The sequence below is a fragment of the Sphingobacterium sp. HSC-15S19 genome (assembly GCF_050433745.1).
In the GTDB taxonomy this organism is placed as follows: domain Bacteria; phylum Bacteroidota; class Bacteroidia; order Sphingobacteriales; family Sphingobacteriaceae; genus Sphingobacterium; species Sphingobacterium siyangense.
The window spans coordinates 15,636-40,703 of record NZ_JBNPWQ010000007.1 but is presented as its reverse complement, the minus strand read 5'-3'; the positions used below and the strand labels follow the sequence as shown (position 1 = coordinate 40,703).

At 40.0% G+C, this 25,068-nt stretch carries 19 protein-coding genes; 7 read left to right on the top strand and 12 right to left on the bottom strand.

What is annotated here, in order from left to right:
- From uxaC to L1283_RS07140, 5 genes are all read left to right on the top strand, one after another.
- A complete protein-coding gene (uxaC, locus tag L1283_RS07160; protein ID WP_088163289.1) occupies positions 1 to 1,401 on the top strand; it encodes a glucuronate isomerase in 1,401 nt (466 codons plus the stop codon).
- Positions 1,402 to 1,406: 5 nt separating this feature from the next.
- The gene (locus tag L1283_RS07155; RefSeq protein ID WP_232475639.1) at positions 1,407 to 2,432 is read left to right on the top strand and encodes a sugar kinase; all 1,026 of its coding nucleotides are present in this window, start codon (positions 1,407 to 1,409) and stop codon (positions 2,430 to 2,432) included.
- The gene (locus tag L1283_RS07150; RefSeq protein WP_286849721.1) at positions 2,429 to 3,073 is read left to right on the top strand and encodes a bifunctional 4-hydroxy-2-oxoglutarate aldolase/2-dehydro-3-deoxy-phosphogluconate aldolase; all 645 of its coding nucleotides are present in this window, start codon (positions 2,429 to 2,431) and stop codon (positions 3,071 to 3,073) included. Before L1283_RS07155 ends, L1283_RS07150 begins: the two co-directional genes overlap by 4 nt.
- Before the next feature lie 100 nt (positions 3,074 to 3,173).
- Positions 3,174 to 4,610 carry an MFS transporter gene (locus tag L1283_RS07145; protein ID WP_376747254.1) on the top strand — a complete coding sequence of 479 codons (1,437 nt, stop codon included), beginning with the start codon at positions 3,174 to 3,176 and terminating at the stop codon, positions 4,608 to 4,610.
- Positions 4,611 to 4,681: 71 nt separating this feature from the next.
- Positions 4,682 to 6,301 carry an NADP-dependent glyceraldehyde-3-phosphate dehydrogenase gene (locus L1283_RS07140; RefSeq protein WP_075990278.1) on the top strand — a complete coding sequence of 540 codons (1,620 nt, stop codon included), beginning with the start codon at positions 4,682 to 4,684 and terminating at the stop codon, positions 6,299 to 6,301.
- Positions 6,302 to 6,512: 211 nt separating this feature from the next.
- Here L1283_RS07140 and L1283_RS07135 read toward each other — a convergent pair whose 3' ends face one another.
- The 4 genes from L1283_RS07135 to L1283_RS07120 form a co-directional block, all read right to left on the bottom strand.
- Positions 6,513 to 7,280 (bottom strand): rhamnogalacturonan acetylesterase, encoded by a 768-nt coding sequence (locus L1283_RS07135; protein ID WP_088163291.1) that lies wholly within the window; start codon positions 7,278 to 7,280, stop codon positions 6,513 to 6,515.
- Between the two features lie 68 nt (positions 7,281 to 7,348).
- Entirely contained in the window at positions 7,349 to 8,905 is a 1,557-nt protein-coding gene (locus L1283_RS07130; RefSeq protein ID WP_429625985.1) for a DUF5123 domain-containing protein, read from the bottom strand.
- 15 nt (positions 8,906 to 8,920) lie between these two features.
- A complete protein-coding gene (locus L1283_RS07125; RefSeq protein WP_088163293.1) occupies positions 8,921 to 10,702 on the bottom strand; it encodes a RagB/SusD family nutrient uptake outer membrane protein in 1,782 nt (593 codons plus the stop codon).
- 4 nt (positions 10,703 to 10,706) lie between these two features.
- Positions 10,707 to 13,901 carry a SusC/RagA family TonB-linked outer membrane protein gene (locus L1283_RS07120; protein ID WP_312352266.1) on the bottom strand — a complete coding sequence of 1,065 codons (3,195 nt, stop codon included), beginning with the start codon at positions 13,899 to 13,901 and terminating at the stop codon, positions 10,707 to 10,709.
- Between the two features lie 218 nt (positions 13,902 to 14,119).
- Here L1283_RS07120 and L1283_RS07115 point away from each other — a divergent pair, with 218 nt between their 5' ends.
- The gene (locus tag L1283_RS07115; RefSeq protein WP_286734242.1) at positions 14,120 to 15,130 is read left to right on the top strand and encodes a LacI family DNA-binding transcriptional regulator; all 1,011 of its coding nucleotides are present in this window, start codon (positions 14,120 to 14,122) and stop codon (positions 15,128 to 15,130) included.
- Positions 15,131 to 15,301: 171 nt separating this feature from the next.
- Here the strand turns inward: L1283_RS07115 and L1283_RS07110 are convergent, their stop codons facing one another.
- The 3 genes from L1283_RS07110 to L1283_RS07100 form a co-directional block, all read right to left on the bottom strand.
- Complete coding sequence (locus L1283_RS07110) at positions 15,302 to 17,710, bottom strand: TonB-dependent receptor domain-containing protein (protein WP_286849716.1); 2,409 nt, start codon at positions 17,708 to 17,710, stop codon at positions 15,302 to 15,304.
- 136 nt (positions 17,711 to 17,846) lie between these two features.
- Positions 17,847 to 19,517, bottom strand: a complete 1,671-nt coding sequence (locus tag L1283_RS07105; RefSeq protein WP_286849715.1) for a PspC domain-containing protein — start codon at positions 19,515 to 19,517, stop codon at positions 17,847 to 17,849.
- Positions 19,510 to 19,881, bottom strand: coding sequence for a PadR family transcriptional regulator (locus tag L1283_RS07100; RefSeq protein WP_046673104.1), 372 nt, complete (start codon positions 19,879 to 19,881; stop codon positions 19,510 to 19,512). The genes L1283_RS07105 and L1283_RS07100 overlap by 8 nt, the downstream gene beginning before the upstream one ends.
- Before the next feature lie 154 nt (positions 19,882 to 20,035).
- Here L1283_RS07100 and L1283_RS07095 point away from each other — a divergent pair, with 154 nt between their 5' ends.
- The gene (locus tag L1283_RS07095) at positions 20,036 to 20,419 is read left to right on the top strand and encodes a VanZ family protein (protein WP_286734238.1); all 384 of its coding nucleotides are present in this window, start codon (positions 20,036 to 20,038) and stop codon (positions 20,417 to 20,419) included.
- Positions 20,420 to 20,600: 181 nt separating this feature from the next.
- Here L1283_RS07095 and L1283_RS07090 read toward each other — a convergent pair whose 3' ends face one another.
- The 5 genes from L1283_RS07090 to L1283_RS07070 form a co-directional block, all read right to left on the bottom strand.
- The gene (locus tag L1283_RS07090) at positions 20,601 to 21,299 is read right to left on the bottom strand and encodes a ComF family protein (protein ID WP_286734236.1); all 699 of its coding nucleotides are present in this window, start codon (positions 21,297 to 21,299) and stop codon (positions 20,601 to 20,603) included.
- A 41-nt stretch (positions 21,300 to 21,340) separates the two neighbouring features.
- Positions 21,341 to 22,441 (bottom strand): 23S rRNA (adenine(2503)-C(2))-methyltransferase RlmN, encoded by a 1,101-nt coding sequence (rlmN, locus tag L1283_RS07085; protein WP_376747253.1) that lies wholly within the window; start codon positions 22,439 to 22,441, stop codon positions 21,341 to 21,343.
- A gap of 74 nt (positions 22,442 to 22,515) precedes the next feature.
- On the bottom strand, positions 22,516 to 23,097 hold the full coding sequence (locus L1283_RS07080; RefSeq protein WP_070561487.1) for a tRNA-(ms[2]io[6]A)-hydroxylase: 582 nt from the start codon (positions 23,095 to 23,097) through the stop codon (positions 22,516 to 22,518).
- Positions 23,098 to 23,168: 71 nt separating this feature from the next.
- On the bottom strand, positions 23,169 to 24,209 hold the full coding sequence (locus tag L1283_RS07075) for an Atu2307/SP_0267 family LLM class monooxygenase (RefSeq protein WP_286849714.1): 1,041 nt from the start codon (positions 24,207 to 24,209) through the stop codon (positions 23,169 to 23,171).
- A gap of 173 nt (positions 24,210 to 24,382) precedes the next feature.
- Positions 24,383 to 25,051, bottom strand: a complete 669-nt coding sequence (locus L1283_RS07070; protein ID WP_286734232.1) for an AcvB/VirJ family lysyl-phosphatidylglycerol hydrolase — start codon at positions 25,049 to 25,051, stop codon at positions 24,383 to 24,385.
- Between the last annotated feature and the right edge of the window lie 17 nt (positions 25,052 to 25,068).

The following is a 25,068-nucleotide window of genomic DNA, read 5'->3' as shown; positions in this document are numbered from 1 at the left end:
ATGAAAGCTTTTTTAGACGACAACTTTTTATTAAACACAAAAACAGCAGAACAGCTGTATCACAGCTATTCAAAGCATTTGCCGATCATTGATTATCATAATCACTTGATTCCCGAACAAATCGCTAATAATGTAAAATTCGACAATATTAGTCAGGTCTGGTTACATGGCGATCATTACAAATGGCGGGCCATGCGGGCCAATGGTGTCAATGAGCGTTATATTACAGGTGATGCTTCCGATGAGGAAAAATTTATCAAGTGGGCAGAAACTGTTCCTTATACATTGCGCAACCCATTACACCATTGGACACACCTTGAACTGCAACGCTATTTTGGCATCACAGATTTGTTGTCACCAAAGACGGCTGCCAGGATATATGCCGATACAGGCGCTTTGTTACAACAAGACAGCCATTCCGTTCGCGGCTTACTGAAAATGATGAAGGTTGAAGTGGTTTGTACCACTGACGATCCTATCGATAGCCTCGAGTTTCACCAACAATTTGCAAAAGAAAAGGAGTCGTTCAAGATGCTTCCGGCTTTTCGTCCGGATAAAGCAATGAACTCGGATGATATCATTGCACTGAATCAATATATCGATAAATTGGAAGCGGTCAGCGACATGCAGATCAGTAGCTTCGGTGATTACTTAAATGCGCTAAAAACAAGACATGATTTCTTTGCTGTCAACGGATGTAAAGTATCAGATCACGGCTTGGAACAAATTTATGCAGAAGATTATACTGAACAGGAAATCGTGACGATCTTTGATAAGATCCGTACAAAAAAGGAAATCTCTCCGACCGAAAATCTGAAATTCAAATCTGCGATGTTGATTTATTTTGCAGAATGGGACCATGAAAAGGGCTGGGTTCAGCAGTACCACCTAGGAGCTTTACGCAACAATAATGCCCGTATGCATCGTTTGATCGGACCTGATACTGGTTGGGATTCGATCGGAGATTTTAGTCAGGCACGTGCATTGTCAAAATTTTTGAATAAATTAGACAATCAAGATAAGCTAACCAAGACCATCTTGTATAATCTCAATCCTGCCGACAATGAACTTATTGCAACCATGATCGGGAATTTCAACGATGGATCAATTAAGGGAAAAATCCAGTTTGGCTCGGCTTGGTGGTTTCTGGACCAAAAAGACGGCATGACAAAACAAATCAACACACTGTCAAATATGGGTTTATTGAGCCGTCTCGTTGGTATGTTGACAGATTCTAGAAGCTTCCTTTCATTTCCAAGGCATGAATATTTCAGAAGATTGTTGTGCGACATCTTCGGACAGGACATTGAAAAGGGAGAGATACCACATGATATCGAATGGGTAGGGAAAATCATAACAGATATCAGCTATAATAACGCAAAAGAATATTTTGAATTTTAATGAACATGCAGGGTAAAGTTTTAAGCTTTGGAGAATTGTTGTTGCGGATCTGTCCCGACATCGAACAAGATTGGATTGAACAACACCAGTTGCCTTTTTACGTCGGCGGGGCCGAGCTGAATGTAGCCACAGCCTTGGCGTTGTGGAATGTACCATCATCCTACTTATCTGCAATTCCTCAAAATGCCATCTGTGAAGGTATTGATAGCTACCTGAAACGCAGAAATATAGACACATCAGCGATGCAATGGACTGGCGAACGATTAGGTATTTACTATCTCCCAAAAGGAAAAGATCTAAAAAATGCGGGGGTCATTTATGATCGCGCAAACTCATCGTTTGCAAACCTCAAAGTGGGCAGTATTGATTGGGAAGAGATTTTTGCCGATGTCAAATGGTTTCATTTTTCAGCCATCTGTCCTGCAATTAGTCAAGATATTGCTGACCTATGCCTGGAAGCTGTTAAAAAAGCACAAGAGAAGGCAATCTTTGTATCATTGGACCTTAATTACCGCGCTAAACTGTGGAAATATGGAAAGACACCAAAAGAGATTATGCCCGAAATTGCCAAGTATTGTAATTTAATCATGGGAAATATCTGGGCTGCACACCAAATGCTCGGCACACAGCTAGATGATAAGTTCCTAACTTCTTCTTCCGGGTATCAGGAAGAAGATTTACTGGCACAGGCAGATCGTACAAGTAAAGAGATCATTTCCGTGAATCCGATTTGTCAATATGTGGCCAACACCTTTCGTTTTGACTATCAAAGCAAAGGGATCAAGTATTATACCACACTATTTGACAAAGACAGCCTGATTAAATCAACGGAATATACAGCCGAAGAAATTTTGGATAAGGTAGGTAGTGGAGATTGCTTTATGGCAGGGCTGATTTATGGCTTATACTCCAACCTTTCTCCGCAGGAGACCTTAGCGTTTGCAACACTTGCCGCATTCGATAAACTATTCATCGCGAGCGATGCTACAACAAGTACAGTGGAAGACATAAAAAATAGAATGATAGCATGAATTTGAAAGAGATTGTATTAGAGAAAATTATAGCGCAAGGGACACTTCCTTTGTTTTTCCACCACGATAAAGCCGAAAGTATCGCGATTCTGCGAACCCTATATCAGGCAGGTATACGTGTTTTTGAATTTACAAATCGAGGCCCCGAAGCATTGGCTGTTTTTGAAAGTTTAGTTGCTGCAAGAAACCTCGACATGCCTGACCTTTATTTAGGTATTGGCACCATCAAGTCAGTTGACGAAGCCCAACAATTTCTACAGATTGGAGCAGATTTTATTGTTTCTCCTATTGTAAATCCGCTAGTCGGTTCCCTTGTACATGAACAGCATAAGCTATGGATTCCGGGCTGTATGACCCCCACAGAAATCTATACCGCACAACAGCAAGAGGCCGCACTTATCAAATTGTTTCCTGCAAATATACTAGGCCCTGCCTTTATGTCGTCGATACGCGAGCTCTTTAAAGGGCAGAAATTTATGCCGACGGGGGGCGTAGAAATCGAAATGGAGAATTTAAAGGCATGGTTCAAATCGGGGGTTTGCGCAGTAGGCATGGGCAGTAAGTTAATTGACCCTAAAAACACCGTCAATTTATTCGAAAACACTAAAAAAGCACTTGACTTTGTCTCAAAGGCACGGTAAAGGTCTTTATATCGTGAGTTCAGAAAGATCATACTGAAGAACACTTAATTGACAACAGGCAACAGACACGTATACTAAAAAATAAACTATTAAACCCATTATGATTAACACGGAGAAAAAGGGTAATTACCGTTGGGTGATATGCTCGCTACTATTTTTTGCTACCACAATCAATTACCTGGATCGACAGGTGCTGTCCTTAACCTGGAAAGACTTTATTAGTCCTGAATTTCATTGGACAAATACAGACTATGGCAACATCACCGCATTATTTTCGATCTTTTATGCCATCAGTATGCTTTTTGCAGGTCGCTTTGTGGATTGGATGGATACAAAAAAAGGCTTTTTGTGGGCGATCGGAATCTGGTCTATTGGCGCGATATTACATGCATTCTGTGGTATAGCCACTTCAGGTATCGTCGCCGGTGAATGGTTCGTCGGTTTCGAAGGCGCAAAAGAGGCAATTTCTCATGTTAACAATGTGGGTTTAGTAATGAGTGTGAGTGTCAATCTATTTATTTTTGCCCGCTTTGTTCTCGCTGTCGGCGAGGCTGGTAACTTTCCAGCCGCGATTAAAGCTACAGCAGAGTATTTTCCCAAAAAAGACCGGGCGCTGTCTACGAGTATTTTCAATTCAGGGGCAACCATAGGAGCATTGGCAGCACCCTTAACCATCCCTGTCATCGCAGCACATTGGGGTTGGGAAATGTCTTTCATCATTATAGGCGCCCTTGGATTTGTCTGGATGGGTTTTTGGATTTTTCTTTATAAGAAGCCACATGAAAACCCGAAAGTAAATGCCGCTGAATTGGCTTACATTCATCAAGATGATCATGAAACAGAACAAACCGGAGTAACCAAACAACCGCGAACTACCATATCGGAATGTTTAAAATACAAGCAAACGTGGGCTTTCGTCTTTGGTAAATTCATGACTGATGGTGTTTGGTGGTTCTTCTTATTTTGGATGCCGGCCTATCTCTCTGCTGTATACGATATCAAATCATCAGATACCGAAGGGCAATTGGCTATCTTCGTTTTATATGCCATTACCATGTTGTCTATTTATGGCGGGTGGCTACCAACCTATTTTGTTGACAAAAAAGGAATGAATGCTTATGAGGGCCGCATGAAAGCCATGTTGTTATTTGCTTTTGTACCCTTGGTTGTACTTTTCGCCCAACCCCTAGGTCATATTTCCTATTGGATACCTGTCATTTTGATCGGTTTTGCCGGAGCTGCACACCAATCTTGGTCTGCTAATATTTTTTCGACTATCGGTGATTCTTTTCCTAAACGTGCCATTGCGACTGTTACTGGAATTGGGGGACTCGCTGGGGGTGTAGGAGCCTTTATCATCAACAAAACGTCTGGATGGTTATTTGATTATGCAAAAGAAACTCAGCTAGTCTTTATGGGCTTTAAAGGAGAAGAGGCAGGATACTTCATTATCTTTTCTTTCTGCGCCATAGCATATTTAATTGCATGGCTTGTAATGAAAACACTAGTACCTAAACTTATTTTAATAAAAAATTAACATATATTGCAAAATTTGTATTATATTAGCAATATCTTTATAAATATCAATCTAAACCATTTTTAAAAACAATGAGCTTAAACTTAGAAAGTATTTTCTATGAGGAGAAAGACATTCCCGCAGAATTTACACTAGACGAACAGGTCGATCAAAGAGAGTTCCTTTCCAATGGAGAAATGATTTCTTGGACGGGTCAAGTAAACGAGGTTTTTTCACCAATCTGTGTGAAGACTAAGGATGGCTTGAAACGTAAGCGCATCGGTAGTTTCCCTGTTTGTACTGAAAAAGAGTCCATGGAAGCCTTGGAAGCTGCTGTAAAAGCATACGACAATGGCCGTGGAGAATGGCCGACAATGAGCGTTGCCGATCGTATTACTTGTGTTGAAAATTTCACACAGAAGATGATTGCCAAAAAGGACATTGTTGTCAAGCTTATTATGTGGGAAATTGGCAAATCCTATGCAGACTCGGTAAAAGAGTTTGATCGTACTGTAGAATACATCTATGCAACGATCGATGCATTGAAAGATATAGACCGCGATTCTTCACGTTTTCAGATCGAGCAAGGTATCGTCGCCCAGATCAGAAGATCTCCATTAGGCGTCGTTCTTTGTATGGGTCCATTCAACTATCCATTGAATGAGACATTCACGACATTGATTCCGGCATTGATCATGGGAAATACCATGTTATTCAAACCACCTAAACATGGTACTTTATTGCATTATCCTTTATTAGAAGCTTTTAGGACCAGCTTCCCTAAGGGTGTTGTCAATACAATCTATGGTCGTGGCAATAAGATTGTTCCTAGCCTAATGCAATCGGGAAAGATCAATGTCTTGACGTTAATTGGTTCAAGCCGCGTTGCTGATGAACTTAAAAAATTGCATCCAAAAGTGAATCGTCTTCGCGCTATTCTTGGCTTGGACGCAAAAAATGCAGCAATTATAACAAAAGACGCAGATTTGAACCTCGCAGTTTCTGAAACTGTATTGGGATCACTTTCTTTCAATGGTCAACGTTGTACAGCATTAAAAATTATCTATGTACACCGCAGCTTGGCACAAGAGTTCCTGAAACGCCTCTCTGCCGAAGTCGCCAAATTGAAATATGGAATGCCTTGGGAAAAAGGGGTGTCTTTGACGCCACTTCCAGAAGTCAATAAACCAGCTTATTTAACTGAATGCATTGAAGATGCAAAAGCATATGGTGCAAAAGTCGTCAATGAGAATGGTGGTCAAGTTGCAGAATCGTTCTTCTATCCGGCAATTGTTTACCCTGTCAATTCACAGATGAAACTTTATAGAGAGGAACAATTTGGTCCAGTTATCCCTGTTGTTCCTTTTGACGACCTTGAAGAACCTATCGAGTACTTAATCGGATCTTCGCACGGACAACAAGTAAGTATTTTTAGTAATAATGCAGCGGTTGTTTCATCACTTATTGATCCACTGGTCAATCAAGTGAGCCGCGTAAACATCAATTGTCAATGCCAACGCGGCCCAGATACTTTCCCTTTCACAGGTAGAAAGGACAGTGCTGAAGGAACCTTGTCAGTAGTTGATGCTTTACGGTCATTCTCTATACGTTCTCTAGTGGCTACAAAATTCACAGAGGAAAACAAGAAATTGTTAAATGAAATCGTGAGTGAAAATGAATCAAATTTCTTAAGTACGAAATATATTTTCTAGTATACGGCTGATATCAAAAAGCGACATCGAAATAATCGATGTCGCTTTTTTTCTGAAAGTGTCTGATTGTATTGGCTAGAAAGAACCTTCAGTTCGCTTTCATTGCGGTTGGTATCGGCGAAATCATGAAGGCTTTCTATGAAAATCCCTTCCCCAGTCAATCAAATTGATTTGAGTTTACAATTCTTTCTGATTTTATACCGTCTTAAAGTTACTTCAGCACCAGATTATTCTGAATAGTTAACTGCAACTCGCGAATGCCCTCGGCAACAAGCTTTGCCACTTCACTTGCCCCGAAAGTATTCAGATGTGTATCATCTTTCTTTCCCTGCGGATAGTTCCGATCTCCGCTTTCTACATGCAAAAACAATTTTTTACTTCCTTCGTCGCCATAAGACTGTACAAGTTTTGTCGTCTTATCCTCCATATCAATATAAGCTGTTTGCGTATCTGCAGCCACCTTACGGATAATAGCCGGATATTCGCCATGTGTTTTAATGAGCAGGCCATTTTCAAATTTACGTCGTGCGATAGGTGTCAAAAGAATCGGAATTCCTCCCTTTTCTCGCGTTTGCTTGATATAAAAGATCAAATTCTGCTCAAACTCTTCCAAAGAAGTGCCTACATTGGGCTTATCGACTTTTTCGTCATTATGTCCAAACTGGATGAAAACATAATCTCCGCGACGGAGGTTTTCAAAAATAGGTTCCCAATGATTAACAATGCTCCCGTCTTTGCCTATATCTTGTTTAAAGGATTTGGTACTCCGCCCATTTAATGCGCGATTATCGACCTTCACCTGCTGGTCAAACAGCTTAGCAAAAGCCATTCCCCAACCAGTTTCTGGAAAGGTGCGTTTGTCCTTATTTGCAGCTGTTGAATCGCCAATTATATAAATTGTGAGGGTTTGTTCTTGCTGTAAAGCAAGAAGGAAAATTACCATCACAAAGCCTGAAACAAGTATACTAATTTTTTTCATTGAACTTATAAGAAAGACACACGCCTTCTTAATTAAGCAGAAGGCGTGCGGTAATAACATAAAACATACTATTGACCCCATCTTGGATCACCAATACCATTATCCTTTAATGTTTGGTTTGTTAGTGTAAAGTCTCCTTTGGGGGCATCCTTGAATCCAGGATCCAATAGTGTATAGCCATTAGCACTAACATCATTTTTTACTCCAGAGGCAGAACTGTTATAGAAGTTTACCGCATCAAAGTAATTGTTACTTTTGAGTTCGACCAGATTAGTTGCAGACTGATTAGCGGTCATTGCCAGTGACTTCACAATTAAATTTTTAGCGAATGTAATTTCATTCTTCGCTAAACGCACATAGAAGAAACGTTTAGTAGCATCTTGTATGACATTGTAAAAGGTATTATTATTCACTTTGATGATGCTTGTAATAGCCGGATAAGCTGCGGATCCACCTGCGTCCATCCGGATAAATTCCCGGTTCAAGACAGCATTGGAAACTGTATTATTTGTAAATTCAAAAATCCTCGCAATAGCTTTTCTAAAATCAATAAACTCATTTCCATTACCGACGATATTGTCAAAAATATTATTACTCATGCTTACGCTCTCTACCGAAGCATCGAAACTGCCATAAATAATCCCTTTCGGGTAGTTCATCAGCTTACTATCTTCTAGGCGAATACTTCCGAAAGCACCTGCCTGCAATGTAATGACACAGTTTCCCCCCGACTTATTTTCTCCATCAAGTATAAGATCTTTTAATGATAGTGATGCGCCCTTATCCAAATTAAAATAAGCAGATTTTACAAACGGGCGATCGGCGGGTTTCGCACCTTTGATAGCTATCGCTTTATCGATCAGTACATCAGCAGTGAGCGAATAGGTTCCTGGCATTAATGCGAGTACATCCCCTGCTTTGGCAGTTCCGATTACAGCAACGAGATCATCTGTGGGCTGCACAACAACTGCATCCCCCAAGTCAATCAATGTCGTGAATGTCGCTGATCCGCGGATCTTGTTTCCTTTCAATAGTGTCGCGGTGTAGGTTGTTTCTCCTACCAGACCTGTGACTGTTGCTTCCCCTGCAGCAATCTCTTGCGGTGTCACGGGATGGATAATATTCCCTGGGTTAATCGCGATGGCTGTCGCCTCTTCACCTGCGGTCCAATTTAGCAGAACAGAAGTTGCCTGGATTCCCTCCGGGCTAACAGGTTTCATAATCTGTTCTTCGTTGGTCTTAAAGGTAATGGTACTCCATTTGGAATCAGCCACCTCAGTTCCTACAGCCTTGATACGGGCAGAATAGTTTGTTGCTCCATCCAATCCAATAATCGTATAGGGAATCTGATCATTTGTGATCTCTTCAATTATCCTGACAGGACTCCCTTCAAAATTGAGTTCGCCATTAGCAAACAGTTCTATTGTATAACCTTTCGCTTCGGCATTTTTCTTCCAGGTCAATTGAACTCCTGTTTGATTAACGATTCGTGCGCTCACTCCTGTAGGAGAAAAATAACGGTCTGTCGTCAGTTCTGTTAGTTCTTTTACACGATCATCAGAACAGCTTATATTTGCGAATATAAGCCCAAGACCGAGATATAGCAATATATTGATTCTTTTCATTCTTATGCTTATTTTCTATTGAAAACTAAAACCATTATTATTCAACTTACCGTTGCTATTATCCAAAAAATACTGCCAAATAGGCCAAAATTGCTGTGTATTGGGATCGCGGAGGTATAAAGCATCCCAGAAGGTTGCCTGATCACTACTTGCTGCCATCGTCCATTTTTTTGAGGAAGTATATCCTGCCGCAGCGCCCACTGCATCTGTGTCGCCAAAATTTAAGCCATATATTTCCACTTTTTCACCATCAGCTGCTGTCTTGTAGTAGATATTGGCAGGCAATGCCGCATATTTACCCTGTCTATTCTCCAGCTGCTGTAACTTTTGTTTAGCTTCAGCCAACTTGACCCCTAGAAGATTCCAGCGGATCAAATCACCCTTACGCAACATTTCTCCCGTAAACTCCAATGCACGTTCGTTGACGAGGGCATGAAAGAAAACATCCTTACTTGTGGTGATTTGCTGCATATAAGCCGTTACTTTCTCCGGATTGTTTGGATAAGCCCGTTCACGGATCATTTTAAAATAAGGTGCCGCAGCATTTGGGCCATCCAATTCATTTATTGCCTCTGCTGCCATTAAAAGAACATCAGCATAGCGCATATACATCCAATTCAAACCATCATCATTGGTCGAAGTAACCACCCTCGACATCCACTCATAGCGATATTTCCCAAAATACCACTTACCGAGATTTGTTGGTACCTGTACACCACCCGTCCATTCATACGGGACACAGCTTACGTCACGGCGCACGTCTTCTTTCTCGTATTCGTAAAACATAATGGGATTCGGGCCATTTGTCCCGCCCTTATTTTGGCCAGTATACTTATCTGTTGTGGTATGTTTGACACCGAGGTCAAATATGACACGGCCACGGCCTTCACTAAAAGGGATCTCCCATAGTGATTCTAATCCAGCCTGTCCTTTCTCTTGGCATAGTGTCTTAAAAACTTCTTCAAAACCGAGAAGCTTTGCGGCGCCACTATTGATGATATCCAAACATTCTTTTTTTGCCAGCTCATACATCTTTTTCGACTCCAATTCAGGATCATTACTTTTACGAACCCCATCTGCCCGTTGAGAATAACCTCCGGCAGACAACGCCAAACGAGCACGCAAGCCCTTAGCAAACGCTTTATTGATATGTTCAACATTGGATGTCTTTGCACTTTGGTTCGGCCAAGGCAGATAGTTTTGAGCTTCCTCCAGATCGGCCAGCAACTGCTTGTAAATTACATCACGATCGCTACGCTCGATATAGATTGACGCTGTACTCAATGGTTCGAAGCGAGCTGGTACATCGCCCCATGCTTTAACCAGATCATTATATACCACAGCCCTCAAAGTCAGGATTTCGCCTAGAATATAAGCCATCTCCGGGCGCTGCTCAATATTCCCATAACTACGCAGGCCCCTAATCGCTAAGTTAGCCCGCTCAATACCTTCATAAAATTTAGCCCAGGCATTGTTATCGGTATTCATTTGGGTATTATTCACGTTAGTATTATAATTTGACAATCGTGATTTTTCATCGCCAGGATTCTTCAGACTATTATTGACCTCTGCATCTGTGTTGATACCATAGAAGACCAAATATCTACCCCGATAGGAGTTTGTTTCACCAAAAGATTGAATAATTCCTGCAACAGCCCCTTCCGCGAGATCTTGGTTAGAAAATATAACCGACTCATCCAATGCAGATTTCGACGGTGCTTCCAATATTTTATTACAAGATGATACGGTTCCTGCAAATAATAAAGCCAAGGTTATATGCAATAGTGTTTTTTTCATAAGACTAGAAGTTTAAATTAAGACCTGCTACGAAAGTTCTGCTTTTCGGATAAGCCGAATAATCCACCCCCGGCGTGAGGTTGGTCTTTCTCCGTGTAGATACCTCAGGATCAAAGCCACTATAATTGGTCCAAACCGCGAGATTATATCCGGAAATATATACTCTAAAGTTCCGGATTTTCAACCTATCAGTAAACGCTTTAGGCAGCGTATAACCTATTGTAACAGTTCCCAAGCGCAAAAAGGAGCCATCCTCCACAGCCCAATCGCTGAATACAAATTTACTTGTAAGCGGAGACCAGAGACTCGTATTTTTATTCATATCGGCCAATTGGTTAGGGTCATTACTGATCGTTCCATCGGGCAGTAAGTTCGTCCAACGTTGCCCTTCTTCCATTACCGTGAGCATATTGCGGTTATTATACTTGCTCGTAGATGTATATTCAATCTTATTGGCATTGTAGATATCGTTTCCATAGCTCCAGTTAAATAATGCTGTCATATCAAAGTTATAGATACGTGTATTGATTGAAAATCCACCGGTATGTAGTGGATTTGCATCTCCAATAATCGTCTGATCACTTGCATCGATTTTATGATCATCACCAACTAGATCTTTTAATTTCATTGTTCCCGGTCTTATGGTGCCAACGACAGTAGAGGCATCAGCTACGCCATCTTTTAAAATCCATTTTTTTGATGCTGCATCATAGCCTGTAAAATCAGAAACTTCATATCGCCCGTCACTCACGTAACCATACATTTTTCCAACCCGCCCACCAGTCTCTACAACGTAATCCGTTCCAATTTCCGTTGAAGCCCAACCCGAAGCCATTGGAATCGAGGTCAAGGTTCCCAAAGAATTAACTTTCGTTTGATTGAAACTAATATTGCCACTAAAATTGAGATCAAAGTTCTTCTTATTTATTGCAGACCAGTTTAGTGTAAGCTCTATCCCTTTATTTTGGGTTTCACCTAAATTTCGATATTGATCATCATAACCTGATCCGGCAATTGGGAAAAGAATCAAGAGATCTTTTGTTTTATTTTTATACACATCGACCGTTCCCGATAGCTTTTTCTTGAATAAAGTAAAGTCCAAACCTATATTCTTTGAAATGGTCGTTTCCCATTTCAAATCCGGATTAGACATCGTTTTTGACGTAGCCCAATAATTATTATACCCATTGACCCATTCTGTGTTCTTAACTGAAAATATTGGATATATCTGCTCTAATGGAATATTATTATTTCCCGAGGTACCCAAGCTTGCTCTAAGTTTTAAGTCATCAAGCCAAGATTGCGTCTTGTCCATAAATCGCTCTGATGAGATCCGCCAAGCAGCTGCCATGGATGGGAAATACCCCCAATAATTGTCTGCCGAGAACTTGGAGGAACCATCTGCCCGGAAAGTTGCATTAAATAAATACTTCGAGTCAAAGTCATAATTTACCCGGCCAAAAAATGAAAGTAATTTTTCGTCAGCAAACATGTAATTGTTTATCGTACTCGATGCACCTTGCGGCGTTAATTTTCGGGTATCATCCAGTTTAAAGCTGTTCGGAAAACCGTGTGTCGTATTGGTATTTAATGTTTTTTGTGTAAACAAATATTCCTGGCCAACCAGCACACTTAAACTATGTCCTTTAGGAAGGAAATCTTGAAAGTTATAGTTTAATGTATTTGTGGAGCGTATCCCCTGAGTCGACGTATTCAATGAGATAAGAGCAGGCTTATTTTGATCTAAAGCAGCGGGAATATTACGCACATAATACGTCGTTGGACCATAAAACCGATCATTATAGTTGTGATAATCATCAAAGCCAAATTCTGTCCTGAACCGTAGGTTTTTAACAATATCCCAGCTAAATGCAGCATTTAGGTTATACGTTCTCCTTCGTTGCAATTGATCATTATCGACCAAAGACTCTAACGGATTATACAGATTGAATTCATCATCGGTTTCATCACTATTTGTTAGGCCCCCAACAGGAAAGGGAGGATAAATCATGGCGAATTTTAAACGGGAATCTGATGAAGAGGCTTCATTCTGTTCATTCATGCCTCCACCTGAAATGCGAACATCCGAAAATCGCGCACCCAAATCTATGGAAGTATTCTTTGATGGTTTATGGTTTAGTTTAAAATTGACATTTTGTCTCCGAAAGCCAGACATTTCCATAATCGCTTTATCTCTCACAAAGGAATGAGAAATTGAATATTTCGTCTTATCACTCCCCCCTGACAAATTGAAATTTTGGTTAAAAGTATTACCGGTCCTTCCAAATATAAGCTCTTGCCAATCATTTGAAGGCACGTCTTTATAGAGGTCAATATCTTGAAAATTACCAAAGTATTTGACATAAGTATCCAGTTTATTTTGCAACAATGCCTGTTCGTACTGCCAGGTTACATAATCGTAGGGAGACAATACATCGAGCTTTTTTGCCAAATTTCGAATTCCGCCAAAAGCGCTATAACTAATTGATGTTTTTCCTGACTTTGCACTTTTGGTGGTTACGATAACAACCCCATTTGCTCCCCGAGAGCCATATATGGCTGCCGAAGATGCATCTTTTAACACATCAATGGATTCAATATCTGCTGGCGCGATATCTGATATCGAAGACATCGGAAAACCATCCACGATATATAAAGGCGCATTATCTCCTGTAACGGAGCCTCCGCCACGGACGCGGACCTTCATTTCTGCATCTGGGGATCCTTCTGTAGAAGAAATTTGAATCCCAGCCATTCTTCCCGCAATCGCCTCAAGAGCTGAAGATACTGGAGCTTTAGAAATGGTTTCTGCACCTACCGAAGTTACAGCTCCTGTCAGATCTTTCTTTTTGACCGTCCCGTAACCGATGTTTACAGTTACCTCTTCCAATGCATTAGACTGTTCTTCCAAAACAATGTTAAGTGTCTTCTGATTCTCAAGAACTGTTACTTTTTTTGTCTGAAATCCAACATAGGTAAATTGAAGTTCTTGATTGTTACCGGCTATTTCGATACTAAACTTTCCACTTTTGTCCGTCACAGCAACAATTCTTGTTCCTGGCACCGTTACACTCACACCAACCAATCCTTTTTGATCCGTACCAACGACCGTTCCTTGGACTTTTCGGGCTTGAGCGTGTGCATTTAATGTGAATAACGAAGCGCAAATAGCAGTAGATATTACTAAGGCCTTACTCATATTTTTAGGTTTTTAAATTACAATGATTAAATCACTCTTGCAGGAACTGCATCGAAATTTAACTGGTTATCATACAATCAAGTTTACAAGTTATATTTCACTTGTTCATGCAAGTATCATTAAAAAGTTATGCAAACGTTGCCGGCAACGTTTGCATATGCCCGTGAATTAGGTTTTGTAATTTTTTTTGATTAATATTATAGTCTATTTTGCCAATTATGAAATTCGAAAACTATACAATCAAAGATATTGCTAAAGCGCTCAATTTATCTACTTCTACGATCTCAAGAGCTTTGAGAGATAGTTATGAAATAAGTCCCGAAACAAAAAAGGTTGTATTAGAATACGCGAAAAAAATAAACTATCGTGCCAATCCTATTGCTAGGAGTTTAAAAGAGCGGCGAAGTCACTCAATCGGTATTATCGTTAGCGAAATAGCTAATAATTTCTTCTCCCAAGTCATAAGCGGTGTAGAATCAATTGCCTATGATAAGAACTTTCAGATCATTATTTCACAAACACATGAATCTTCCGAACGGGAACGACTGAATGTCGAATACCTAACTTCTAGGTCTATAGATGGACTACTGATTGCATTGTCTTCAGAAACTGAAGACATCTCCTATCTACATCAATTGAAAGAAAGAGGATTTCCAATAGTCTTTTTTGATCGGATCCCACAGCAGTTCGACACCTACAAAGTTGTCGTAAACAATCAACAAGGAGCCTATGACGCAACTCAGCACCTCATAACACTCGGAAAGAAGAAAATCGCGCACCTAACAAACTCTAAATCACTGTCCATCACGAAAGATCGATTAGTTGGCTATAAAAAGGCCCTTATGGCAAATCACATCGATTTTGACCCCAATTTGGTAAAATATTGTCAACATGGTGGACTACATGTAGAGGAAATTGAGACGGCTGTCGAGGAACTTCTCCGCATTGGTTTCGATGCTATCTTCATTTCCGGCGATAAATTAACCACAGGATATCTTCATGTCATAAAAAAAAGGCCTTTCGGGCCTGCACAAGGTATCGCCATTGCAGGATTCACAAATTCAAACGTTGTGGACCTATTTTCCGCCAAATTGACCGCAATTCGCCAACCTGCATTCGAAATGGGAAAAATTGCCACAGAATTGCTTATTAAGTTAATAGAAGCAAAATATCCCATTACGGAATTTGAAACCCTTGTATTGCCTACTGAATTGGTCAAAAATGACTAATTATAACTTGGTGCATTTCTTAAATAACAACAGCTACACAGAAAAAGATGCTTTCTGATTCATAAGCTATATGAAATACTCCGAATAACTTAAATATATGAAACAGACAATGCCAAAAAACCGTAAGAATATGACATTCCTACGGTTATATATTAGAAAAACAATCGAGTCCTATTGCGCTCTTTCCTTCTCCTCGTTACTTGTATCTTTCTTACGATAGTTATTTTTTAAATTTCCGAATTTATACGAATAGGTCAATCGAACCACACGACGATCTTGGTATTGCCTGATACTGGAGTCAAAATCGCCGAAATTAGTTTTCAGATTCTGATTCCCTGTATTAAACAAGTCGCTCACCGCCAGTTTCAAAGAACTACGTTGATCTTTAAATGTCTTTGTCGCTCCAATTTCCATATCCCATCGGGCCTTCATATCGTATACATTATATTTGAAAGGAGAGAAATATCGCAAATTGACATTAGCCGACAGACTTTTCGCCAACTTTAAATTGTGCATCGATGTAGCCTGCAAAAGAAATGACTTTCTTTTCAGCGGATGACCACTCACCATGCCATCAAAGTTAAAATGGATGCCCGTAATATTGTTATTCATGCTCCAGATCTTGGATACTGTTATCGGTATGTTCAGATTCAGGTAAGCAGTCAAATTCTTTCCTAAATTTTCACGTATAACCCAAGTTTGTTTCAACACTGAATCTTGCCCCATACTCTCTACAATCGCATCCCGCACATCGTTAATACCCAATGTCACATTGTAACGTTGCATCAACGTATAGTTTAGTGTGAATTCATTGGAAAATTGCGGATTCAGATAGGGGTTACCACGTTCGAAGGTTAATTTATCAATGAAATAATCAAAAGGATTCAACTGTCGGTAATTGGGACGGGTGATTTTCCTTGCATAACCTAAGGAAAGAATATGATTCTCATCGAGGGTATATGTCAGATTTGCATTCGGAAAAAGTTTAAAGTAGTTCCGCTTCACCTGCTTATTTAAGGTCAATGAGTTTCCATCAGAAAATGTATATTCTCCTCTCGCACCGACCTTCAGCCCCCATTTTCCTATCGTATTATTATAGTCTATATATCCAGCGGCGATCTGCTCCTTATACACAAAATGATTCGTCCGCTTTTCATTATTGATCCAGGAATTGTTCAAAAAATCTTCAAAGGTTAAGTCATTATCCGACGTAACATTAGAATATTTAGCTCCCATCTCAAGCTTGGAGACCTTAGATAGCGGTTGTTCATAATCCAGTTTGGCGACATAGATATCGATTCCGATGGGCATTCTACTCCGTTGGATCTCCTCGGGAGTAATCGCATCCATCTGACCATCAAAATATTGGTTATTATACCCCACGCCTTTACTGCTTTTGAATTTACTCCAATCCAGATCAAGGGTAAGTTTTCTGCCGTTAGAATCAATTCTAAACTCATTGTTTAAATTAGCAGAGTACCGATCAAATAGCTCTTTGAATTGCGATGTCGAAATCAAAAGCGAATCCAATGTTGTAAAAGACTTTCCTACATTGGTCTTACTATCGTTATCATTGTATTCGATATTATTCGAACCATTAAACTGCACGGTTAACGTATTTCTGGCTGACGTCCTTTGCTCAACACCGAAGCGATAGGAATGATTCTGTTCTTTTTCATCCAATACCGACCTTTGTTTAAAATAGGTCTTTTCCCCTTTATTCTGAATAACACGATCAAGCAGGAGCTTCCGGTGACTTTTCTCATTCGAATAGGCATACGATCCAAATACTGTCGTATTATTCTTTTTATAATTTAAGGATAAGGAGCTATTCCCTCTGAATTTTTCTCCCCGCCCTGCCGTCATGTTAAAGGTTCCGTTAAATCCTTCCATCCGATTTTTCTTGAGCACAATATTTATAGTCCCCACAGCCCCCTCAGCGTCATCTTTTGCTGCCCGGGTAGTGATAACTTCGACGGACTTAATCTGGTTGCCATCCGTACTCTTCAAAAAATTCACCAACTGCTCACCCGACATATAGGTCTGCCGACCATCGATGGTCACTGATACACCAGATTGACCCATCAACTGTAGGTTATTATTGTTATCTAAACTCACTCCAGGGGCGCGCTGTACAATATCTAAGGCATTATTCCCTGCGGCCAAGGGAGAGTTTTCGACATTTAAAACCAGTTTACCAGGCTTGCTTTCAACCATCGGCCGCTTACCCTCTACGGCGACCTCCTGCAATTTTCGTGTGTCCGTGTTCAGCAGGATCGTTGGGATTTTGTAATCTGATTTACTGATGTCAAAAACGTTGCTCTTATTGGCCGTATACCCAACCATTTTGACGTCGACATAATAACTTCCAGCTTGTATATCCGAAAATTGGTACTCTCCATTTTCATCTGTAACAACTGCTTTCAAAATAACTGTTGTCTTTGCCTTCATCAGATAAGCAGTTGCAGAAGCCAAAGGCACATTATTTTCCACCAGTACTTTGCCTGTAACTTTCACTTGCGCATAGGCAAAGGAAGCAATTAAAAAATTTAAGAGTAAGAGGTAAAAATATCTTTTCATTCGTTTATAAATAGGTATAATAGCATTTACTTTTGATGTTACTAAATAGGCTTATCACACGAGGTTCAGTAGTGATTTTCGAGGTTACAGCTTCAATAATTTGTCTTCCGCCTAAAGGCGGAAGACTTGGTTTATGTTATTTCTTTTTTGTCTCTATGGTAACACCATCTTTTTTGACATTGATAATGGTATCTCTACGGATAACAACAGACGTATCATTTGCGATTACTTCATTGCCTTCAGCATCTGTTTCGTCACTGTCATCTAACTGTTTTGGTGGCAATGCACATTTCAACCCGAGTGACGTGACTACAAACTCGACGTCTTTTACATCCCTTAGGTCTTCACTATAACGGTCACGACATTCGTAAAATGAAATATCTCTTAATTTATCTTCCAAATTATCATTAATGATCAACTTGGTGCCTACTGGGAGAAACAAGGTAATATTGACTTCTTGATCCCGATAGAGTTCACCTTCATTCAACTGGAACGCATTGTCAAATGTTAATGATGTACTATCTTGCCTCAACGCATAGTTAATTTTACCTGCTCTGTCTGTTGCGACTTTATAGGAATTTCCTTTAGCCGAATATTCATAACGTACATATGGTTCTTGCAAAGAGTCAATACGCTCAATTCGAATACGGATATTACGCCTCAAATAGGTTGAAACGTTTTCATTTTTAATACCGATACCACTTCTCACACCATTTTTTAAGCGGATTACCCGAATATCATTTTCATTTAAGTAATAAACAGCCTGTTTTTGCAGTGGCTTCTCTTCAACAATCGTACTAGACTCTTTGAATTCCTTTGCTACCGATGTAGCGTAGTAGATGATACCGCCTATCGATGCCAACCAGACTAAAAATAAAGTGGTTGTCAAATAATTGTTCATTGGTTTTTTCTCGAAGAGAACGCGGAGAAGCAAATAGAACAATCCAGCAAAAGGGATAAAAATGGCCAAGAAACCCGCTATCAAAGCAAAAGGTACATCGCTTGGATTCATGAGATAAAAAGGACCAGAATCGTCCATGACGTCAGGGATAACGTTCACAATAGCCAGCGCAAAGAAGATAAGTCCAATAATCAACCCGATGAGCGTCAACCCAACAATAATAACAAAGAATACGCCGATGACTTTCACAAAGACCTGCAATAATTTAGCAACACTATCGCCCGTACGGTCCATTCCCCTCGAAAACGAATCCCTCACCCCGCTCATTTCTTCATCGAAAGAACGTTTGAAGTTCTGAATATTCGGTGCCTCCCCACGCATTTCCATCTTATCTGCACGAGTTACAGCGAGCGGCATGACGATCCATAGGATGACATAGACTAATACGCCCGATCCACCGATCACAACAAATAAAGCAAAGAGTAAACGTACCCATTTAGCCTCAATGCCAAAAAAATGTCCCAGTCCACTACATACTCCACTGAAAACTTTGTCATCAGGGTCGCGCATCAGCTTCTTCCCTACTTTAAAGCCGTCTGCATTTGGCTGGCGCTGAAAAGATGCATAACCATCCTGATCCTCAGATTCAAAATCACTTACACTCCCCATTTGCTCTATCACAGCATTAACATCGTCCATATTCAGAACTTCTTTACTGCCCGCCTGAATCTTTTCGGTAAACATCTCAGAAATACGATTTTCGATGTCCTCTAAAATCTCCCGACTATCTTCCGATTGTCCAAAGTGCTTCTTTATATCAATCATGTAGGAGCGAAGCACCTCATAAGCATCCTCTTCAATATGGAAGACGATACTATTTATGTTGATAATTATTGTCTTATTCATCGTTATTATCTTTAACTGGTTTAGTTGAATCATTGTTTCTACCCACCAATGACGTGTTTACAGCAAACACGAGCTCATTCCAGGTAACATCTAGTCGCGAAAGGACTTCTAACCCTTCTTGGGTAATTTCATAATATTTTCTAGGCGGACCTGAAGTTGACTCCTTCCATATATAGCTTAACAGGCCGTTGTTTTTTAGACGTGTTAAAAGCGGATATAAGGTTCCTTCCACAACCAATAATTGAGCTTTCTTCAGTTCGCTGATAATATCGGAGGCATAAATTTCTCCTCGAGAAATTATGGATAGGATACAATATTCAAGTATCCCCTTCCTCATTTGGATTTGTGTATTTTCAGCTATCATAACAATACAAAGATATATGTATTTTATGGTACCATGCAATACATAGTACCATACGAAACAAAATAAATTTATTAAAACACTGATTTACAGGATAATAATTTTTAAATTCATAATATTTTTATTTCTATCAGGAAATTTTTGGATATTTAACGCCATGATTAAAATCTTATTAGACTATAAATGGTGTTTTATTTGGGCCATAATAGTTATTATTTTATGCACACTCCCGGGGAACAATTTTGACGCAGTTCCCGCCTATCCAGGTATGGACAAATTAGTCCATTGCGGGATGTTTTTTGTTTTCTGTACGTTGCTTTACAATGGTATTATCCAGCAATTCAGCGGTAAACCAACCCGCTGGCTTCCGATTTTTATCGTATCTATCCTCGGATTTTTATTCGCTGGACTGACAGAATTACTTCAGCTTTATGTTTTTACTTATCGGAGCGGTGATTGGTGGGATTTATTTGCCGACAGCATCGGAATAGGGATGGCCGGGTTTGCCTATCTACTAAACTATGTCAACCGAAGGTCGTAAATACCGGGTTGATTTAGTTTTGACGGTTTCGTCATTTTTGAGTGCGTTACCAAACCTATATTTGGGGTCTATATATTAGCTTAAATTATAGGAACTCGCATCAAATTATCGGAACGCGTTCTTCCGGGTTGCGAATTTTATTATTTTTAAATGAGCCCATACGCTATGGGTTAGATTGGGCCTAGGCCCTTGCTAAAGTCGCAATAGATACCCGACAGTCTGTAGCATCTAAGAGTGCTAATGCCGCGGAAACAATCGTAGCGCCTGTTGTTAACACATCGTCCACCAATAGAATGTGTACATTGGCCGGCACCCCAGTGGCCTGACAATCGAAAATATCACTTACATTTTCGTAACGGTCGAGTCGCCCCTTACCTGTTTGGCTAATTGTCGCTTTCTTTCTTACCAAAATATCTTCACGCAATGGGATTTCCATCGCTCTGGACAAACCTCTTCCAAAGTAAGTGGATTGATTATAGCCTCTTTTTCGGAGTTTACTCTTGTGTAATGGCACAGGAACAATACAATCGATATTCTGATAGGCCTTTGCTTCTATTAATTTTAAGCCGTATAGATAACCAAAATATTCCGCAAGAAAAGGTTGATTATTGTATTTAATCTGATAAATGAGGTGCTCTACACGGCTATCCTTTTGCATGAACAAAAAAGAACAGGCCTCTTCCACTGGAGCTTTCCCCCAAAGCTGTCTTGCGGTATCATTATCTGAATATTCGTGAAAATTAGTATAAGGCAAATGGAAATCGCATGCTACACAAATAAACTTTTCCTGATATTTTAGCACACAGCCGCAACAGCCACATTCTCTTGGAAAAAAGATGGATACAAAATCGCTAAAAAGCTTATTTAATTCGGATTTCATCTGGTAAATTCCCCTATTAAAGATAGGAACTATCCTTCAGATTATGCCTCGGCTTCCTCCTTTTTCTCGTCCTTGATTGCTAATTGTCCACAGGCGGCATCGATATCTTTACCACGGCTACGTCTCACATTCGTGATGATACCTTGACTTTTTAGATAATTTGCAAATACCTCGATTTTATCCGCTTCAGCATTTAAGAAATCGGCCAGTGCTATAGGATTATACTCAATCAGGTTGACCTTACAAGGAACGTGTTTACAGAACTTAGCAAGTTCTTTTGCATCCTCCAATTCGTCATTGAAATTGTTAAAGACAATATATTCAAATGTAATTGGACTTTTTGTCTTCGCATAAAAATATTTGAGGGCTTCTGCCAGAGCTTTTAGTGAGTTCTGCTCATTGATCGGCATAATTTCATTTCGCTTTTTATCATTTGCGGCGTGCAAAGAAAGTGCTAGATTAAAACGTACCTGGTCATCACCCAATTTTTTAATCATTTTTGCGATACCCGCAGTGGAAACAGTGATCCGCTTAGCAGCCATATTTAATCCGTCGGGGGCCGTAATGCGTTCAACCGACTTCATCATATTGGCATAGTTCAACAAAGGCTCACCCATCCCCATATAAACGATATTTGTCAGTGGCTGCCCGTAGTTCTCTTCGGCTTGCTTGCTGATCAGAACGACTTGATCATAAATCTCATCGGCATTGAGGTTCCTCTTACGGTCCATATAGCCTGTTGCACAGAACTTACAGGTCAAGCTACAGCCCACCTGTGAGCTGACACAGGCTGTCATTCGTTCCGGAGCGGGTATCAACACCCCTTCAATGATATTGTTATCATACAGCCAAAAACTACTTTTAATTGTTTTATCCGAGCTGATCTGAGATTCTTTAACTGTTACTGCATTGATCGTAAAATTCGCTTTCAGCTTCTCACGAAGGGACTTACTCAAATTACTCATCTGATCAAAATCTACACAAGATTTTACCCAAAGCCATTCATAAATCTGCTTCGCACGAAAGCCCTGCTCCCCCAACGCTGTAAGTTGATCTTTGATCTGATCCAAAGACAAACTCCTGATATCTATTATTTTACTTTTTTCAATCACGGTACAAAGATAAGAATAAATAAGTGACAAAAAATCCCGTTCTAAGAAATAGAACGGGACAACTGTTATGTATGTGTTTTAAAATAGGTAGGAGCGCGGTCCGATTAGCCATGAATGGCTTCTTTATTTCCGTACGACTGAATCAGCTTCCCTTCAAATTCCAACCACTCCTTCCAACGCTTTTCTACATCGACGTCTACGGTATATTTGCGTGCAAAATTCAAAAATGTTGTATAATGATTTGCCTCAGACACCATTAAATCATGGTAAAACTTCGCAAGATCTTTATCTTGAATATTTTGCGAGAGCACTCTAAAACGTTCGCAGCTTCGGGCTTCAATCATTGCCGCGAATAATAAACGGTCAATAAAAGCCATATTTCTACTACCATCTTTTTTAGAGAATTTCATCAATTGGCCAACATAATCATCTTTTCTTTCACGTCCCAAGGTATAGCCACGTTCTTTGATGATATCAATAACCATCTTAAAATGCTCCATTTCTTCGATAGCAATTGCTGTCAGTTCATGCACTAAATCTTCGTATTCTGAGTTGTTTGTGATTAATGATATTGCATTTGAAGCAGCCTTTTGCTCACACCAGGCATGATCAGTCAAAATTTCTTCTAAATTTCCTTCTGCGATGTTTGCCCATCGCGGATCTGTCAACAACTTTAATCCAAGCATCTTACTCTCTAAAATGATTTACGCCACAAAGGTAGCGAATATCTCAGCGTTAAAAAAATGATAATCGCTCTTTAGGCATCTTTATGAAGAGCCTTTCGAATTTCAGGCGCTATTTTTTCGCCAAAAATCTCTATAGAACGCAGCATCTCTTTATGCCCAGGAGCGCCCACATCCATGTGTGCAGAGAAACGTGTCAATCCGAATTTTTCCTGTATTTGCAAAATTTTATCTACGGCATAAGCAGCATCTCCAACAATGAGGTGCCCCCTTGAAGATCTTCCAAAGTCATATTGTGTACGTTGGTATGGTGGCCAACCCCGACTTGCTCCAATACGGTCCATCTGTGCCGAATAAATCGGATAGTAATAATCCGCTACCTGAGTGTTGTTGTCGCCAAAGAACGCATGCATGTGCACCCCAACCTGGAAATTAGCCATATCATGTCCATTATCCTCATATGCTTGACGATACATTTCAAATAAATGATCGAAGCTTTCATACATGCCGCCGATGATAGCAAACATAACCGGTAAACCAAGTTTTCCTGCACGGATAACAGAAGATGTTGTACCACCTACAGCAACCCAGATCGGCAGTGATCCATTTTTAGGCCGTGGGAATACTTCTTGATTGATTAGTGGCGCTCTAAAATTTCCTCGCCAAGTAATTGGATTTTGCTTGTTCAATCGTAACAAAAGCTCAAGTTTCTCTTCAAATAATTCGGAATAATCTTTCAGATCATAACCAAATAAAGGGAAGGATTCAATGAAGGATCCTCTTCCAGCCATCAGCTCAGCACGTCCATCGGATAAAAGATCGACTGCCGCGAAATCCTGAAATAATTTAACAGGATCCGCAGAACTCAATACCGAAACTGCACTGCCCAATTTAATATTTTTGGTAACTGTAGAAGCCGCAGCCAAGACAATTTCGGGTGCTGCAACCGCATAATCTGCCCTGTGATGTTCCCCGATTCCAAAGAAATCCAATCCTACTTGATCCATAAGCTTGATCTCCTCAATAATTTCTTTCATTCTATCTTGCGCTGCCTGGATTTGACCTGTAACAGGATCTATCCTCGAGTCACCAAACATTCCTATTCCTAATTCCATAATTGTCTATTTAAATTCTAAATCAAAATTAAGACCTTCTTCATTTAATTAAATTGATGTAGGACAAGAAATCCGAATAGCTTCAGCGCTTTCACCGATTTTGACAAGGTAAAAGGCCTATCGCTACTGTAAACCAGCTTAAAAGAAAGCTAGCAGACAATAACACCGCTCAGTTAAAAGAGAGCGACCGTACTCTTCGCTACCTGGTCTGCATTCCCACTAAAATGATGGCCTCCGGAGAGGTATTTTTTTGTAAAATTCTTAAGTGTTATTTTTTGTACAGGAAAATCGGCCTCATCGTCACCGAGAATGATGCCCGTTTTGACTCCATCCATGCGATTTATTTCGGAGACAACATCAAGGCTTCGCTTTATATTACTTCGTCCTAGAATATCGGCTATATGGATCTCCAGATCTGTAGATACAGAGGGCTCTAAAAGAACAACGCTCTTTACGTTCTTCTTAACGACAGGGTCCAAACGATTAACAATAAAAGGGACCGCATCTGCTCCAAATGAATATCCAACGACGAAAAGACGCATATTCTGCCGTGAGGATAGCAAAGTCCTCAAGGTATTAGAAATATCTTCTGCTATCTCTTTCGGGCTTTTCTTCTTCCAGAAATAATTTTTTGAATCAAGAGCTGCAACAGTATATCCTGCTCCAGCAATTAGCTCACAGAGCTTATTTGAGAACGAATTGAATCCTCCATCTCCACTCAGATAGAGAACCAGGGGTAGTACAGCTTTATTATTCCAATATTTCATGTCAATCAAACGTTGTTGAGCAAAAGCATGAAATGCTATGCTACCAATTATAAATAAAGTGGCTAATTTTTTCATCTGTATGAGATTTACAT

What these genes read in the sequence shown, in the direction of transcription:
- L1283_RS07140 (WP_075990278.1), top strand. Translation starts at nt 4,682, where the DNA reads ATGAGCTTAAACTTAGAAAGTATTTTCTATGAGGAGAAAGACATTCCC.
- L1283_RS07130 (WP_429625985.1), bottom strand. Translation starts at nt 8,905, where the DNA reads ATGAAAAGAATCAATATATTGCTATATCTCGGTCTTGGGCTTATATTC.
- L1283_RS07135 (WP_088163291.1), bottom strand. Translation starts at nt 7,280, where the DNA reads ATGAAAAAAATTAGTATACTTGTTTCAGGCTTTGTGATGGTAATTTTC.
- L1283_RS07080 (WP_070561487.1), bottom strand. Translation starts at nt 23,097, where the DNA reads ATGCTTGGATTAAAGTTGTTGACAGATCCGCGATGGGCAAACATCGCA.
- L1283_RS07105 (WP_286849715.1), bottom strand. Translation starts at nt 19,517, where the DNA reads ATGAATAAGACAATAATTATCAACATAAATAGTATCGTCTTCCATATT.
- L1283_RS07100 (WP_046673104.1), bottom strand. Translation starts at nt 19,881, where the DNA reads ATGATAGCTGAAAATACACAAATCCAAATGAGGAAGGGGATACTTGAA.
- L1283_RS07075 (WP_286849714.1), bottom strand. Translation starts at nt 24,209, where the DNA reads ATGGAATTAGGAATAGGAATGTTTGGTGACTCGAGGATAGATCCTGTT.
- L1283_RS07115 (WP_286734242.1), top strand. Translation starts at nt 14,120, where the DNA reads ATGAAATTCGAAAACTATACAATCAAAGATATTGCTAAAGCGCTCAAT.
- L1283_RS07155 (WP_232475639.1), top strand. Translation starts at nt 1,407, where the DNA reads ATGCAGGGTAAAGTTTTAAGCTTTGGAGAATTGTTGTTGCGGATCTGT.
- L1283_RS07145 (WP_376747254.1), top strand. Translation starts at nt 3,174, where the DNA reads ATGATTAACACGGAGAAAAAGGGTAATTACCGTTGGGTGATATGCTCG.
- L1283_RS07110 (WP_286849716.1), bottom strand. Translation starts at nt 17,710, where the DNA reads ATGAAAAGATATTTTTACCTCTTACTCTTAAATTTTTTAATTGCTTCC.
- L1283_RS07095 (WP_286734238.1), top strand. Translation starts at nt 20,036, where the DNA reads ATGATTAAAATCTTATTAGACTATAAATGGTGTTTTATTTGGGCCATA.
- L1283_RS07125 (WP_088163293.1), bottom strand. Translation starts at nt 10,702, where the DNA reads ATGAAAAAAACACTATTGCATATAACCTTGGCTTTATTATTTGCAGGA.
- L1283_RS07070 (WP_286734232.1), bottom strand. Translation starts at nt 25,051, where the DNA reads ATGAAAAAATTAGCCACTTTATTTATAATTGGTAGCATAGCATTTCAT.
- L1283_RS07120 (WP_312352266.1), bottom strand. Translation starts at nt 13,901, where the DNA reads ATGAGTAAGGCCTTAGTAATATCTACTGCTATTTGCGCTTCGTTATTC.
- L1283_RS07090 (WP_286734236.1), bottom strand. Translation starts at nt 21,299, where the DNA reads ATGAAATCCGAATTAAATAAGCTTTTTAGCGATTTTGTATCCATCTTT.
- L1283_RS07150 (WP_286849721.1), top strand. Translation starts at nt 2,429, where the DNA reads ATGAATTTGAAAGAGATTGTATTAGAGAAAATTATAGCGCAAGGGACA.
- uxaC (WP_088163289.1), top strand. Translation starts at nt 1, where the DNA reads ATGAAAGCTTTTTTAGACGACAACTTTTTATTAAACACAAAAACAGCA.